Raw genomic sequence first — 14,339 nt, forward strand, 5'->3', positions numbered from 1 at the left:
AATGCCTCCGTCAGCCGGGATCGCCCCCGGCGACGGGCAGGACGGTACCGGTGACGTACGAGGCCTCGTCCGAGGCCAGGAACGCGATCGCCGCGGCCTGCTCGTCCAGGGTGCCGTACCGCTTCAGCAAAGACGACCCGACAGTCTGGTCGATGTGCGCCTGAAACCACTCCCGTTCCTGGTCAGTGGCCGGATCGGGGCCGCCGCGCGGGATCCGCCGCGGCGGGGCCTCGGTGCCGCCCGGCGCGGTCGCGACCACGCGGACGCCCGCGTCGGCGTACTCGAACGCCAGCGACGCGGTCAGCGCGTTGATCCCGCCCTTCGCCGCCGAATACGGGATCCGGTGGATGCCGCGGGTGGCCGCCGACGACACGTTCACGATCACCCCGCCGCCCCGCTGCGCCATCGACGGCAGCGCGGCCCGGCAGGAGAACAGCGCGGTCAGCAAGGACCGGCGGAGTTCGGCCTCGATCTCGTCCGGGCCGAACTCGGTGAACGGCTTGAACCGCAGCGCGCCGCCGACGTTGTTGACCAGCACGTCGATCCGGCCGAACCGGGCCAGCGCCGCCTCCGCGACCGCCTGCGCGCCCGCCCAGGTCTCCAGGTCGGCGACGACCGCGGCGGCCTCGGGCAGCTCGTCGGCGAGGCCGCTGACCAGGCCGGACCGGTCGGCGAGCACCAGCGCGCCGCCCTCCGCGGCGATCCGCCGGGCCGTCGCCTCGCCGATCCCTTGCGCGGCGCCGGTGACCACCACGACCTTGCCCGCGAACCGTCCTGGCGACAGGAATTTCGGTCCCGCCGCCGCGCCGCCCATCGCCCGCCGGGTGGTGACCTTCGACCGTTCCGCGTGCTCGGCGACCAGCCGTCGCGCGGCCGCCCGGTCTCCGGACTCGAACGCGGCGACCAGGTCGAGGTGGTCTTGCGTGCAGCGCGGATGGCACCAGGTCGCGTTGCGCAGCGTTTCGGCCATGTGGCCTTTCACGCCGAGCGCCTGATATGCCTGCAAGAGATGCTCGTTGCCGGTGAGCGTGAACAGGTAATCGTGGAAAGCCGCGTTGGTTTCGGTGTAGGCCGAGGCGTCCAGGAACCGGTCACCGTCCACATAGGGCACTGTCGACTCGGCGAGCAGCCGGTACCCGGCGAGCTGGCCCGAGGTGAGCCGTCCGATGGTCAGTTCGAGCGCACCCAGTTCGAGGGCCTGCCGGGCCTCGAAAACCGCGTCCGATTCGTGCACCGACGGGTGTTCCTCGCCGATTTCGTACTCGCCCGGCGTTTCGTCGGCCGCGGGCAGCATTTCCTGGCCCGCGATCGTGCGGGCGACCCGCGCCTCTTCCGCCGCGGACAACACCGCTCCGGCCCGCAGCGGGGCCAGTTCGACCGTCGGGAACAGCTCCTGCCCGGCCAGCGCGCGGCCCGCGCCGAACTCCAGCTCCGGCTCGGGTTCCGGCAGTGCCACGGCAACCGGCTCGACTGGGATCTCTGGAGCCCGAACTGGCGCCGCCAGCGCGAACTTCTCGTAGTAGAACCCGGTCGGCTCGAACCCGGCCGACGCGAAGTGCCCGCGCACCGACTCCACCATCGGCGGCGGACCGCACAAGTACACCGCGACATCCCCGCCGTGCAGGTGCTCGTCCCGGATCAGCGTGGTCACGTAGCCCTTGTTCGGTGCGGCGCTCCCCGGATCGGACACACAGTAATCCCAGGTCAGCCCGGGAACCTCCGCCGCGAGCTTCTCCAGTGTCGCCGTCTCGACCAGGTCGTCGTCGGTGCTCACGCCGTACACGAGATGCGCGGGCCTGGCCACGCCGGAATCACGCATGGTGCGCACAATGGACAGAATCGGCGCGAGTCCGGTGCCTCCGGCCAGCAGCAGCACCGGCCGGTCCGTCTCGCGCAGGAAGAAACTCCCGTGCGGTCCGGTGAACGTCAGCTCGTCGCCGGATTTCGCCCGCCCAGTCAGGTAATCCGACATGACGCCGCCCGGCGAGAGCTTCACCAGGAAGGTCAGCCGCTCGTCCTCGGGCGCGTTGCTGAACGAGTACGACCGCGTCACCTCGGTGCCCGGAACAGTGATGTTCACGTACTGCCCAGGAAGAAACGCGAGCCGGTCCCGGTCGCGGATCTCGACGGTGAGCGAAATCGTCGTCGGCGAAAGCCGGTCCAGCGCGACAAGAGTCCCGTGATGTTCGGCGGCCTGCGTCTTCGCGACCGCCGACGTGCTCGCGATCTGCAACACCAGATCGGATTTCGGCTTCATGCTGCACGGCAGCACATAACCGCGCTCCGCCTCGTCCGCGCTCAACGCGTCTTCGAGATAAGACCCGCCCTCGTACTCCCCCGATTCGCAGAACGCCTTGCAGGTTCCGCACGCGCCGTCGCGGCAGTCGAGCGGGATGTTGATGCGCTGCCGGTACGACGCGTCCGCGACAGTCTGCTCCGGCGCGCAGGTGACGAAGCGAGTGACACCGTCCTCAAAGGACAGAGCGATCCGGTGGTTCATGACCGCCTCCGCTCAGAAGTGGTACACGTCGACGACGTGGTGGATGTAGTCGTTCTTGAGCACCACCGTCTTTCGCCGGATCAGCGGCGACAGCCCGGAGAAATCGATGGTGCAGAACGAGGTCCCGTAATACGGATCGACCGTGTTGTACCGGAAGTACATCGTGTGCCAGTTGAACCGCACGTCCACCAGATCGCCGTGCCGCTCGATCAGCTCGACATTCGAGATGTTGTGGCTGGTCCGCGGTTCCGGAATGGACGTCGCGCTCGACCGTTCGGTGCGGATCCGGAACACGCGGTCCTCGAGCCCGCCCTTGTTCGGGTAGTAGATCAGCGAGATATCGCGCTGCGGGTCCTCGGTGAGCAGATCGTCGTCGCCCCAGGAAGGCATCCAGTACACGACGTCGTCGGCGTAGCATTCCAGCCACTTCTCGAACTCGCGGTCGTCCAGATACCGCGCCTCGCGGTAGAGGAACTGTTCGACGTCGTGCTGGGTGATGGTTTTCTCGGCGGCGGCGGTCATCGGGCTTCTCCTCGAACGGCCTGCTCGCGGGCGATCGCCGCGCGCATGGTTTCCTGCCAATACCCGTGCTGCACCGGGTAAAGACCCTCGTCCTCGTTCTTCTGCCCGGCCGACACGACCCTGTCCAGCCCGAGCGACGACGCGACCTCGTCCGGCCCGGTCAGCCAATGCCGCGCACCGCGGCTCATGTCGTTCCATGGCGCGGCCGTCGCGCGGAAAGTGAGCTGGCAGGACCGGAATTCCTCCAGGTCGTCCGGCGTCGCCATGCCCGAGGCGTTGAAGAAATCCTCGTACTGCCGGATCCGCCACGCCCGCGATTCGGCGCTTTCGCCCTTCGGCGCGATGCAGTAGATGGTGACCTCGGTCTTGTCCGGCGCGATCGGCCGGAAATGCCGGATCTGCGTCGAGAACTGGTCCATCAGGTACACGTTGGGGTACACGCACAGGTTCCGGGACCCGCGCACCATGAACTCGCCCTTGGCGTCGCCGTAGCGCTCCTTCAGCTCCGCCATCCGCGGCCACAGCGGCCGGTCCTGCGGATTGCCCGCCCAGGTCCACAGGCACAGGTGCCCGTGCGGGAACGACCAGTAGCCGCCGCCGGACTTGCCCCACGAACCGGCGTCGAGGGTCTTGGTGTCGTTCGCCGATTCGCCGGTGTCGCGCCGGGCCGTGGTGGCCGCGTAATTCCAGTGCGTCGCGGTGACGTGGTAGCCGTCCGCGCCGTTCTCCGCCTGGACCTTCCAGTTGCCGTCGTAGGTGTACGTGGACGCCCCGCGCAGTACTTCAAGTCCGTCCGGTGACTGGTCCACGAGCATGTCGATCACCTTGGTGGCGTCGCCGAGGTGCTCGGTCAGCGGCAGCACATCCGGGTTCAGGCTGCCGAACAAGAACCCGCGGTAGGACTCGAAGCGGGCGACCTTCGTCAGGTCGTGCGAGCCGTCGGTGTCGAACGAATCCGGGTAGCCCGCCCCGTCCGGGTCCTTCACCTTGAGCAGCTTGCCGTCGTTGCGGAAGGTCCAGCCGTGGAACGGGCAGGTCAGCGTCGGCCGGTTGTCGCGTTTGCGCCGGCAGATCATCGCTCCGCGATGCGCGCAGGCGTTGATCAGGCAGTGCAGTTCGCCCGCCTTGCCGCGGGTGATGACGACGGGCTGGCGGCCGATCGTGGTGGTGAAGTAGTCGCCGGGGTTCGGCAGCTGGCTCTCGTGCGCGAGGTAGATCCAGTTGCCCTCGAAGATGTGCGTCATCTCGAGTTCGAAAATCTCCTCGTCGGTGAAGATCCGGCGGTTCGCGCGGTAGACGCCCGCCTCCGGGTCCTCCACCACCGCGTCCGCGACTATCGCGGCGGCGTGGGCATGCGGCTCGGCCATGACTCCTCCAACGGGCCTCTGATCTGCACTGATCGACTCCCCAGCAGGGCGTTTCCCGCACTGTGCCAGTCCGTGGCGGCGGCCACACCAGGGCAAGACCCAGTCCTGACCTAGGGTGTGATTATTCGATGTCGTTTATCAATCGCACGCAAACCGCTCCTTGTCTTCACTCAATGCCGGAACTTACGGTGAGCGAGACCACGCGAGGAGCCGGTGAGGAGGCAGCCCGATGGAACTGCGCCACCTGCGGTACTTCGCCGCCGTCGCCGAGACCTGCCACTTCGGCCGCGCCGCCGAACGCCTGCACCTCGCCCAGCCCGCGCTTTCGCACGCGATCCGGCAGCTGGAGGACGAGCTCGGCGTCGCGCTGCTGAGCCGCACGACGCGGCAGGTGCAGGTCACCCCGGCCGGCCGGTTCTTCCTGGCCGAGGCCCAGCGGATCCTGGAGGCAGTCGAGGCGGGCGCGCGCGGAGCCCGGCGCATCGCCGACGGCCGCCGCGGGCTCGCCCGGATCGGCTTCACCGGTACCGCCGCCCTGTCGCACCTGCCGCAGGTGGCCCGCGCGCTGCAGCACCGGCTGCCCGAGGTCGAACTCGAGGTGCACGCCGACCTGCTCACCGGCGAGCAGTGCGAACAGCTGCGCGACGGCACACTCGACATCGGCGTGCTGCGCCCGCCGGTCACCGGCGGCGACCTCGACCTGCACGTCATCGAGACCGAGCCGCTGGTGCTCGCCGTCCCGGCCGACCACCGGCTCGCGGTGGAACCGGTCGTGGCGATGAGCGATTTGCGCGCCGAAGCTTTCGTCACCTATCCGGCCAGCTACTCCGTCGTCAACGAAGCGGTCCTGCGCAGTTGCCGCGACGCCGGTTTCACCCCGCAACGCGAGCACGAAGCGGCCGGCACCGCGGTCTTGCTCGCACTCGTCGCCGGCGGTCTCGGCGTCGGCGTCGTCCCCGCGTCCGCGCGGGCGCTGCCGCTGGCCGGGGTCGTGTTCCGCGACCTCGCCGGGGCGGCCACCGTCCAGCTCGCGCTCGCCTGGCACCGCGACCGGGCCTCGGCACTGGTCCCCGCCGTGCTCGACGCGCTCGGCGAGCTGTTCCCCGTCGAAGTGCCCGTGTCAGGGAGGACACGATGAAGATCACCCGGGTGGAGGCGATCCCGTTCGCCATCCCCTACCGCAAACCGCTGCGTTTCGCGTCCGGGGAGGTGCACACGGCCGAGCATGTGCTGGTCCGCGTGCACACCGACGACGGCGTGGTCGGTGTTGCCGAAGCACCGCCGCGGCCGTTCACCTACGGCGAGACGCAAGCCGGGATCGTGGCGGTGCTGGAGACCGTGTTCGCGCCGCAAGTCGTGGGCCTGAGCCTGCTCGAACGCGAGACCGTGCACGCGCGGCTGTCCCGCACGGTCGGCAATCCGGCTGCGAAGTCCGCTTTGGACATGGCGATCTGGGACGCGCTGGGGCAGAGCCTCGACGTCTCGGTCACCGAACTGCTCGGCGGCTACACCGACCGCATGAAGGTCTCGCACATGCTCGGCTTCGACGAGCCTGCCGCGATGGTCGCCGAGGCGGAACGGATTCGCGACACCTACGGCATCACGACGTTCAAGGTGAAGGTCGGCCGTCGTCCGGTTTCCCTGGACACCGCAGTGGTTCGCGCGTTGCGGGAGCGGTTCGGCGCCGAGGTCGACCTGTACGTGGACGGCAACCGGGGCTGGACGGCCGCGGAATCCGCCCGCGCGATGCGGGAAATGGCCGACCTCGACCTGCTGTTCGCCGAGGAGCTGTGCCCCGCCGACGACGTCCTCGGCCGCCGCTGGCTCGTGTCCCGGTTGGACATTCCGTTCATCGCCGACGAATCCGCGGTGACCCCGGCCGACGTGACCCGGGAGATCCTCGGCGGGTCGGCCACCGCGATCAGCATCAAGACCGCCCGCACCGGCTTCACGCGTTCGCAGCGCACGCACCACCTCGCGGACGGGCTCGGGCTGGAAGTCGTGATGGGCAACCAGATCGACGGCCAGATCGGTTCACTGTGCACTGTCGCGTTCGGAGCGTCGTACGAGCTGACGGCGCGCCGCCCCGGCGAACTGTCCAACTTTCTCGACATGACCGACGACCTGCTCGCCGAACCGCTGTGCATCGCGGACGGCGAACTGGTCATCCGCCCCGGCGCCGGGCTCGGCGCCGAACTCGACCCCGGCAAGCTCCGGCACTACCGGCAAGACCGCTGAGCCGGAAACCCCTGATGGATCAAGGAGGATTCATGACTGCCACGCATTCCCCCACCGCCGCCGCGTCCGGAGCCAACGCCACCGAACGGTTCAAGAGCGACAAGCTCGCCGGCGTCGCGGGCACCCCGAAGGAACGGGTCAGCCTGCTCGCCCGCGAGGTGCTGGAGGCCGTGCACGCGACCATCCGCAAGCACAAGGTGACCTACGAGGAGTACAACGCGCTCAAATCGTGGCTGATCAGCGTCGGCGAGGACGGCGAATGGCCGCTGTTCCTGGACGTCTGGGTCGAGCACGTCGTCGAGGACGTCGCCACTGAGCACCGCAAGGGCAACAAGGGCACCATCGAGGGCCCCTACTACGTGCCGGACGCCCCCGAACAGGGCGCGCGCGGTTCAGTCCCGTCGCGGGAGAACGAGCCGGGCACGCCGCTCACCTGGACCGGACAGGTCACCTCGACCACCGGCGCGGCACTGGGCGGCGCGAAGGTCGAATTGTGGCACGCGGACGCGGACGGGCTGTACTCCCAGTTCGCGCCGGACATCCCGGAGTGGAACCTGCGCGGCACCTTCACCACCGACGACGAGGGCCGCTTCGAAATCCACACCGTGCGACCCGCGCCGTACCAGATCCCGACCGACGGCGCCTGCGGCAAACTGATCGCGGCGGCCGGCTGGCACGCCTGGCGTCCGGCGCACCTGCACGTGAAGGTCTCCGCGCCGGGCCACGAACTGCTCACCGCGCAGCTGTACTTCCCGGGCGACGAGCACAACGACGACGACATCGCGTCCGCGGTGAAGCCGGAACTGCTGCTCGACCCCAAGCCCGCGGCCAACGGCGAGACCATCGAGTACAACTTCGTCCTCGACCCGGCCCTCTGATTCGGCAGGAGACCCATGCTTTACCACGTGCGGATGGACGTCCGCATCCCCCCGGACCTGGACCCGGCGGTCCGCGACGCCCTCATCGCGCGCGAGAAGGAGTACAGCCAGCAGCTGCAGCGCAGCGGGAAATGGCCGCACATCTGGCGGATCGCCGGGGAGTACGCGAACTACTCGGTACTGGACGTCGCGGATCACGACGAGCTGCACCAGATCCTGTCGAATCTGCCGCTGTTCCCCTACATGGACATCCAGGTGACCGCCCTCGCCCGGCATCCGTCCAAAGTGGACTGATCCGCTCCGCCCCCGCACGGCTCGCGAACCCGCGCGAAGGACCGGTGAGGCGGGGTTACTCGCCGACGGTCACCACGCGGTCCGCGTGATCGGCCAGCAGCGGATCGTGGGACGCGACCAGCACCGCCGTCCCGCGATCCGCTGCCCGGCGCAGAGCGGTCAGCACCATCTCCGCGTGCGCGCGGTCCTGATGCGACGTCGGCTCGTCCGCCAGCAGCACCAACGGTCCCGCTGCCAACGCGCGCGCCACCGCACCTCGTTGCTGTTCCCCGCGCGAGACCTCGCTCGGCAAGCGGTCCGCCAGCTTCGCCAGGTCCAGCGTTTCCAGCAGCTTCGACCGATCCGGCGGCTCCGCCGCGGTCCGCGCGGCGAACGCGAGGTTCTCCTCGACCGTCAGTTCCTCGAACAGCGCGATCGACTGCGGCACGAAAGCCAGCGCGTGCCACGGCTGTTCCGAAACCGGCGCGTCCGGCATCGGCGGATGCGCGGTGACGGTCCCGCTGTCCGGCTTGTCCCAGCCGCCCGCGATCATCAGCAAGGTGCTCTTTCCGGAGCCCGACGGGCCGGTCAGCGCGACCAGTTCGCCCGCCGCCAGGTCCAGGCTCGTGTGCCGCAGCACCGGCGTCCCGCCGTGGGAGCGGCTCACGTCGGACACGCTGAGCAGCGCAGTCACCGGACTCTCCCGTCCACCAGTTCCACCACGTCGTCCGCCGCTTCGGCCAGCACCGGGTCATGCGTCGCGACCACGACGGTCTGACCCGAATCCGCCAGCGCGCGGAACGCCTCCGCGACCAAGCGGGCCGAGGAGCGGTCCAACTGGGCGGTCGGTTCGTCCGCCAGCACCGCGTCCGGGTCGCCGACCGCGGCGAAGGCGAGTGCGGTTCGTTGTTGTTCACCGCCGGAAAGCTGGCGCGGACGGTGGCCGCGGCGGTGGTCCAAGCCCAGCCGCTCCAGCGAAGCCAGGGAAAGACCGGTGCCGCGCATTTTCGCGGCCAGCTCCAGATGTTCTTGCACGGTGAGGTAATCCAGCAGATTGTCGGCGGGATTCTGGAATACGTAACCGATCCGTCGCCGCCGCACCGCTCGGCGGGCCCGTGCGGACAACGCGGTGACGTCGGTGCCACCGACCTCGATCCGGCCCTCGTCCGGTCGTTCCAGGCAGGCCAGCAGACGCAGCAAGGTCGATTTGCCGGAGCCGGAGGGGCCGACCAGCGCGGTGATCCGGCCGTGCGCGGCGGCGATCGAGACCTCGTGCAGAGCGGTCAGCGAGCGACCCGCGGTGCGATAGCTGTGCGTCAATCCGGTACCCCGGACAGCATCAGGCAGTGTCACGCAACACCTCCGAAGGCAGTGCCCGCGCAGCCGCGCGTTGGGCCGCGTAGGTGACAACAAGTGCGACGACCGCCGCAGCGAGCAGCAATTGCCCGCCCGGCCCCCACGGCACCGGGATCACCGTGCCCGGCGGGGTCGCCGGATCGAGGTCGTAACCCTCGTAGGTCACCGAGACCGCGACGGCCGCGAATCCCACGCCCAAAGCGAATCCGGCCGCCAGCAGACCACCGACCTCGTACGCGAGCGCTCGCCAATGCGCGCCGGAAGTGATGCCCATCCGTCGCAAAAGGACATACGCTCCGCGGCGGGCGCGCGCCCTGGCGTTGAGGTACAGCAACAGTCCAACCAGGACTACGACACCGACCAAAGCGGACACTGCGGTCAAGAACGCGAAGGTGTAAGTGACTCCGCCGTAGACGCCGTGCGCCGTGACGTCGGCCGCGCGGCTCACCGTCCCGGCCGGAACCCCGGCTTTGCCCAGTTCCGGCAGGACTCGCGCCGGATCGCCGCGCGCCCACAGTTCGCGGTGCACGCTCTCGCCGGCGAACTTGGCGAGAATGTCCTTGCGCAGCAGCAATTCCGGGAAGCCCGCGTTCTTCCCGGGCAGCTGCGCCACCGTGACGACGCGCAACGGGAGGTCCTTGCCGCCGATGCTCAACGTCGCCTGCGCGGGCGCGTCCGGAACCCCGGCGATGATGCCGACCGCAGTGTCGCCGGACAGCTGGTCCAGCAGCTCCGGCAGGGTCGGCCCGCTGAGGTGGTCGTCCCAGAACGCGGCCGAGCCGAACGTCGCCGGGTCGACGCCGAGCACGTTCACCGTCTTGCTGCCCAGGTACGCCGAGTCGTAGCGGTCGACCAGCGCGGCTTGCCCGGTCAGGCCGGGCGGGATCGCGGTGGGGCCGGTCAGGTGCACCACGACGTCCGAGCCGACCACGAGCTGTCCCTCGTCGTCGAGCGTGCGCTGGACGGAGCCGGTGACGGTGGTGGCGAAGATCGAGAGCGCGACCGGTACCGCCGTGGCCCCGACCAACACGGCCGCGGCGGCGGGCGCCGAAGCCAGCCGTCGCCAGGCCAGGAACGCCACGGCCCGTTCCCGACGCACCGCGCGCACCCGAGGCAAGGTCAGCCGCACGGCCCGGGTCGCCAGCATCGCCAGGCCCAGCACCAGCAGCAACGGCACGACGATCAGCCGCGGCGGGATCCGCGCGACCGAACCGGCCTGGCCGAGCCCGGTCTGCGTCCCGTCGCCGAGCGCGAAGTAGCAGACCACGGCGGCGGTCAGCGGGAGGATTTCCCACGGGAGATGCCGGATCCGCGACCTGCGCGCGTCGAACGTCGCCCGCGTGCGGAGGACGACCGAACCGGCGATCCCGGCCAGCGTCGCCAGGAACGCGACCGCCGCGCCGCCGATCGAGTAGCCGACCGCGGACGGCGTCACCAGCGGGCTCGGCCCCAGCGCGCCGACCAGCCCGCGCGCGGCGAACCAGCCGCCGACGGTGCCGAGCAGCGCGATAGAACCCAGCTCCAGCAACGCTTTTCCGGCGAGCGCGGCCGGACCCGCCCCGCGCGCGGACAGCACAGCGAGCTCGGCCCGGCGGCGTTCGACCCAGAACGACCCGACCGTCGCCGAAATGACCAGCCCGGTCAACGACCCGGCGACGCCGATCGGCACCACCGTCGCGGCAAGCGAGGATTCGACCTGGTCCGCGCGGTCCGCGATACCGCCCAGCGACGACGTGAACTGCATCCGGCCGCGCTGCGCGAACAGTTCGGGAGTGTTCTCGGTGCGCTGCCGCACCCGTTCCAGCCCGGCGATGGTGCCGGGTGCGTTCGCGGTGGTCAGCCCGTCGGTGTCGACCGAGGCCTCGAGGAAGCTGCCGACGCCCGAATCCGGCGGGGTCAGCCCGAACAGCGCGTCCCGCGACACGAACCCCACCGGGAAGACCGGGGCCTCGCTCAGCGGATTCGGCCGGTACAGCGACTGGAGATGGCACCAGAACGGCTGGTCAGGAAGCTCGCGCAGATCCCGGTAGACGGCGGCGACCGGCATCGTGGCCACCGGGGCGCCCGGCGGCACGCCGGTCCGCGGGCTCCAGCCGCCCTGGATCGCCACCTGGTCGCCCGCGTGCAGCCCGCGCGCCTGCGCGAACTGGCTCGACACCCAGATCCCCTGGCCCTTGCCGCCCTCCAAGACCTGCAAGTGCCCGGCGAAATCGTCCTGGGCGACCAGCCACATCGCGGACTGCTCGGGATTCGGCGAACCCGGCCGGACCGGGTTGACCTTCGCGCTGCTGGAGAGCGTCGACCGCACCCCGGACAACCGCGGCACATCGCGAGCCGCGTCGCGCGCGACCGCGAGCCGGGCGTCGTCGAGCGCCTTGCCCGTCGGCCCGGTGGCACCCGGATACGGCTGGGACATCGGCAGTCCGCCGACCCACTCCGCGCCGACCGCCCACTGGCACGCCCGGTTCGTCTGGTCGTGCAGCATCGCGTTCCCGGCCGACGACAGGAACAACGCCACTGCCGCGGCAGGCAACGCGACGAGCATCGCCGCCGCGACAGCCGCCACGACGACCGCTGGTTGCCGCCACCCCGTTTTCGGCGCCCGCGTCCACGGCGTCGCCCCCCACCCGCGCATCTGCCGAGTCTGCCACGATCCCGGCGCCGGCGGGGCGGCGCTGCCCGATGTCCGTGACCCGACGCGAACAGAGCGCGTTTTCCCGAATACAGAACGCTTACTTCGCCTGCCAAACCGGCGCGCGCTTCTCGACGAACGCCAGCGTCCCCTCGCGGACGTCCTCGCTCGTCATCACGCCGACGGCGTTCTCGCGCGTGTTGTCCCAGTCGCTGTCCTCGGCGGAGATCGCACCGTCCACAATGCTCAGTGCGACGCGTTTGCTCGCCTGCACCGCCAACGGCGCGTTCGCGGCGATCTTCTCCGCCAGCGCCAGCGCCTCGGTCAGCACGTCGGCGTCCGGGACCACGTGGTTCACCAGCCCCAGCGTCGCCGCGCGGGCGGCGTCCAGGGGTTCGCCGGTGAACATCATCTCCATCGCGATCTTCCGCGGGATCTGCCTCGGCAGCCGGAACACCCCGCCCGCCGCCGCGAAGAGGCCGCGTTTCACCTCGGGCAGCCCGAATTTCGCCGATTCGGCCGCCACCACCAGGTCGCTGGCCAGCGCGAGTTCGGTGCCGCCGCCGAGGGCGAATCCGTTCACCGCGGCGATCGTCGGCTTCGAGACCGGATGCCGCACGTATCCGGCGAAACCCCATTCCTCGTGACCGGGAGCCGCGAGCGATTCGCCTCGCGACACGGCTTTCAGGTCGGCACCGGCGCAGAACGCCCGCTCCCCCGCACCGGTCAGCACGACGACGCGGGTTTCCGGATCCTGCTCGGCCCGTTCCAGCGCGGTGCCGACCAGTTCGCTCAGCTCGGCATTGACCGAGTTCATCGCGTGCGGCCGGTTGAGCGTGACGACCAGGACGTGTCCGCGCTGTTCGACGAGCGCGGCCGGAGCGTCATCGGGCATGGTCTGCCTCCTCCGCCGGCGCGAAGACCGGCACCTTCTCGTGGTCAGGTTCAGGGCCGGAGGGCACGAACACTGCCCGCACCGGCAGCTGCCAGAGGTCCGCGTCCGGGTCGGCGTCGAGCCGGCACCACCACCACGGTCCCTCGGCCAGCTCCACGATGCCGACGACCACGCGCTCCGGCTCGCCGCCGTCGCGCGCCCGTTTGTGCACCACCGACCACGACACCACCGTGCCGGTTCCCGAGGCGGCCGTCCACTCCAGATCGTCGTCGGGGTCCGGGACCGTGCGCGGGTCCAGGTACTCGCCGGTGCCGCGCCGCCGCAGTAGCCGGAATTCGCCGATCGCGGTGCCGTCGAAGAACGCGGCGGACTCCTCGTCGCGCGCGACTGGGTTGATCCGCACTGTCATCCCTCCGTTCCGAGCACCAGCGTGCTGTGGTGGTCCAGAATGCCGCCGTTGCCGGAAACCAGCACGGTGTCGTGTTTCGGCACCTGGCGTTCGCCGCCCTGGCCGCGTGCCTGGATGATCGCCTCGGACAGCGGCGTCATGCCCCACAGGTAGTAGGACGACAGCTGGCCGCCGCCGGTGTTGACCGCGAGCTTGCCGTCCGGGCCGAGCATGCCCGGCGTCGCGACGAACTCGCCGCCTTCGCCCTTGCCGCAGAACCCGTAGTCCTCCAGGGTGAGCAGCGCGGTGAAGGTGTAGCAGTCGTAGATCTCGGCGACGTCGATGTCCTCGATGGTCACCCCGGCCATCTCCATCGCCGCCGGGCCGGACTGCGCCGCACCGCTCACGAGGCCGAGATTGTCGTTGCGGCGGAAGGAATTCCCCGGATGCGCCTGGCCCCAGCCGAGCACCTGGACGGCGGGCTGAGCGAGTTCTTTCGCTCGTTCGGCGGAGGTCACGATCACCGCCGCTCCGCCGTTGGACACCAGGCAGCAGTCCAGCAAGTGGAACGGTTCCGCGATGAACCGCGACGCTTGATGGTCGGCCAGTGTGATCGGCTCGCGCAGCTGTGCCAGCGGGTTCTTCGCCGCCCACGCGCGCTGCGCGACCGCGATCGCGCCGAGTTGTTCGCTCGTAGTGCCGTAAGTCTTCATGTGCCGTCGCGCGGCGAGCGCGTAGAACGAGTTCGGCCCGGCGAAACCGCTGGAGCCCAGCAGGCTTCCCCAGCCGGTCGGGGTCGTGCGCCGTCCGCCGTAGGCCGCGCCGGTCGCTTTGCCCTGCTGTAGCGGCGCGTCCGCGAACACGCAGGCCACGGTGTCGGCCATGCCCGCTTCGACGGCCATCGCGGCGTACTGCACCATCGCGCCCGCTGTCGAGCCGAACGCCTGCATTTGGGTGAACAGGCGCAGGTCGCGCAGTCCTAAGTCGACTTGCAGGCTCAGGTCCACTCCGGGCGTCGTGCCTGCGGACACCAGCAGCCCGTCGATGTCGGACAGCCCGATCCCGGCGTCCGCGGCTGCCCGCCGGACGGCCTGGGCGGCGAACTGCCGCGCGCTCGGACCGTAGACTTTCCCCAGCTCAGTGAGCCCGAGACCGGCGATTGCCGCCCTCCGGCGCGCCGGGGTCTCCCGCCTGCTCGTCATCTTCGCACTCCGTTCCCGACCGGTGGTCGCACCTCCACGTTCGCATCCCGCTGACGCGGCGTAAACGACCGGTCGGGACACCGGCAGA

Annotated in this window: 13 protein-coding genes; 4 read left to right on the plus strand and 9 right to left on the minus strand. The window is 70.1% G+C overall.

The features are described from left to right. Nucleotides 1-10: 10 nt before the first annotated feature. The 3 genes from benC to benA are packed head-to-tail and all read right to left on the minus strand — an operon-like array spanning nt 11 to nt 4,389. Nucleotides 11-2,500 (minus strand): benzoate 1,2-dioxygenase electron transfer component BenC, encoded by a 2,490-nt coding sequence (benC, locus tag L3Q65_RS47500; protein ID WP_304504570.1) that lies wholly within the window; start codon nt 2,498-2,500, stop codon nt 11-13. A 12-nt stretch (nt 2,501-2,512) separates the two neighbouring features. Beyond that, nucleotides 2,513-3,022, minus strand: a complete 510-nt coding sequence (gene benB / locus L3Q65_RS19700; RefSeq protein ID WP_237600507.1) for a benzoate 1,2-dioxygenase small subunit — start codon at nt 3,020-3,022, stop codon at nt 2,513-2,515. Then, a complete protein-coding gene (gene benA, locus L3Q65_RS19705) occupies nt 3,019-4,389 on the minus strand; it encodes a benzoate 1,2-dioxygenase large subunit (RefSeq protein ID WP_237600508.1) in 1,371 nt (456 codons plus the stop codon). Before benA ends, benB begins: the two co-directional genes overlap by 4 nt. Before the next feature lie 229 nt (nt 4,390-4,618). On the opposite strand from benA, the gene L3Q65_RS19710 reads away from it, so the two are divergent. Genes L3Q65_RS19710 through catC form a run of 4 tightly spaced genes read left to right on the plus strand, consistent with a single transcriptional unit; the run spans nt 4,619 to nt 7,799 of the window. Then, nucleotides 4,619-5,527, plus strand: a complete 909-nt coding sequence (locus tag L3Q65_RS19710; RefSeq protein WP_182893287.1) for a LysR substrate-binding domain-containing protein — start codon at nt 4,619-4,621, stop codon at nt 5,525-5,527. Beyond that, nucleotides 5,524-6,627, plus strand: a complete 1,104-nt coding sequence (locus tag L3Q65_RS19715; RefSeq protein WP_182893288.1) for a mandelate racemase/muconate lactonizing enzyme family protein — start codon at nt 5,524-5,526, stop codon at nt 6,625-6,627. The genes L3Q65_RS19710 and L3Q65_RS19715 overlap by 4 nt, the downstream gene beginning before the upstream one ends. Before the next feature lie 32 nt (nt 6,628-6,659). After that, a complete protein-coding gene (gene catA, locus L3Q65_RS19720) occupies nt 6,660-7,505 on the plus strand; it encodes a catechol 1,2-dioxygenase (protein WP_182893289.1) in 846 nt (281 codons plus the stop codon). A gap of 15 nt (nt 7,506-7,520) precedes the next feature. Continuing rightward, nucleotides 7,521-7,799: a muconolactone Delta-isomerase gene (gene catC / locus L3Q65_RS19725; protein WP_037812322.1), complete on the plus strand. Its 279-nt coding sequence runs from the start codon at nt 7,521-7,523 to the stop codon at nt 7,797-7,799. Between the two features lie 55 nt (nt 7,800-7,854). Here the strand turns inward: catC and L3Q65_RS19730 are convergent, their stop codons facing one another. The 6 genes from L3Q65_RS19730 to L3Q65_RS19755 form a co-directional block, all read right to left on the minus strand. Next, nucleotides 7,855-8,472 (minus strand): ABC transporter ATP-binding protein, encoded by a 618-nt coding sequence (locus L3Q65_RS19730; RefSeq protein WP_237600509.1) that lies wholly within the window; start codon nt 8,470-8,472, stop codon nt 7,855-7,857. Then, complete coding sequence (locus tag L3Q65_RS19735) at nt 8,469-9,131, minus strand: ABC transporter ATP-binding protein (RefSeq protein ID WP_182893291.1); 663 nt, start codon at nt 9,129-9,131, stop codon at nt 8,469-8,471. Before L3Q65_RS19735 ends, L3Q65_RS19730 begins: the two co-directional genes overlap by 4 nt. Next, entirely contained in the window at nt 9,118-11,769 is a 2,652-nt protein-coding gene (locus L3Q65_RS19740; protein ID WP_182893292.1) for an ABC transporter permease, read from the minus strand. The genes L3Q65_RS19735 and L3Q65_RS19740 overlap by 14 nt, the downstream gene beginning before the upstream one ends. A gap of 97 nt (nt 11,770-11,866) precedes the next feature. Next, nucleotides 11,867-12,661, minus strand: coding sequence for a crotonase/enoyl-CoA hydratase family protein (locus L3Q65_RS19745; RefSeq protein ID WP_182893293.1), 795 nt, complete (start codon nt 12,659-12,661; stop codon nt 11,867-11,869). Then, nucleotides 12,651-13,064, minus strand: a complete 414-nt coding sequence (locus L3Q65_RS19750; RefSeq protein WP_237600510.1) for a Zn-ribbon domain-containing OB-fold protein — start codon at nt 13,062-13,064, stop codon at nt 12,651-12,653. The genes L3Q65_RS19745 and L3Q65_RS19750 overlap by 11 nt, the downstream gene beginning before the upstream one ends. 2 nt (nt 13,065-13,066) lie before the next feature. Beyond that, the gene (locus L3Q65_RS19755) at nt 13,067-14,251 is read right to left on the minus strand and encodes a thiolase family protein (RefSeq protein ID WP_182893295.1); all 1,185 of its coding nucleotides are present in this window, start codon (nt 14,249-14,251) and stop codon (nt 13,067-13,069) included. Nucleotides 14,252-14,339 lie beyond the last annotated feature (88 nt).

Source organism: Amycolatopsis sp. FU40 (genome assembly GCF_021903635.1).
Lineage (GTDB): Bacteria > Actinomycetota > Actinomycetes > Mycobacteriales > Pseudonocardiaceae > Amycolatopsis > Amycolatopsis dendrobii.

Coding starts and splice junctions, on each gene's coding strand:
- benC (WP_304504570.1), bottom strand. CDS start 2,500: ATGAACCACCGGATCGCTCTGTCCTTTGAGGACGGTGTCACTCGCTTC.
- benB (WP_237600507.1), bottom strand. CDS start 3,022: ATGACCGCCGCCGCCGAGAAAACCATCACCCAGCACGACGTCGAACAG.
- benA (WP_237600508.1), bottom strand. CDS start 4,389: ATGGCCGAGCCGCATGCCCACGCCGCCGCGATAGTCGCGGACGCGGTG.
- L3Q65_RS19710 (WP_182893287.1), top strand. CDS start 4,619: ATGGAACTGCGCCACCTGCGGTACTTCGCCGCCGTCGCCGAGACCTGC.
- L3Q65_RS19715 (WP_182893288.1), top strand. CDS start 5,524: ATGAAGATCACCCGGGTGGAGGCGATCCCGTTCGCCATCCCCTACCGC.
- catA (WP_182893289.1), top strand. CDS start 6,660: ATGACTGCCACGCATTCCCCCACCGCCGCCGCGTCCGGAGCCAACGCC.
- catC (WP_037812322.1), top strand. CDS start 7,521: ATGCTTTACCACGTGCGGATGGACGTCCGCATCCCCCCGGACCTGGAC.
- L3Q65_RS19740 (WP_182893292.1), bottom strand. CDS start 11,769: ATGCGCGGGTGGGGGGCGACGCCGTGGACGCGGGCGCCGAAAACGGGG.
- L3Q65_RS19745 (WP_182893293.1), bottom strand. CDS start 12,661: ATGCCCGATGACGCTCCGGCCGCGCTCGTCGAACAGCGCGGACACGTC.
- L3Q65_RS19755 (WP_182893295.1), bottom strand. CDS start 14,251: ATGACGAGCAGGCGGGAGACCCCGGCGCGCCGGAGGGCGGCAATCGCC.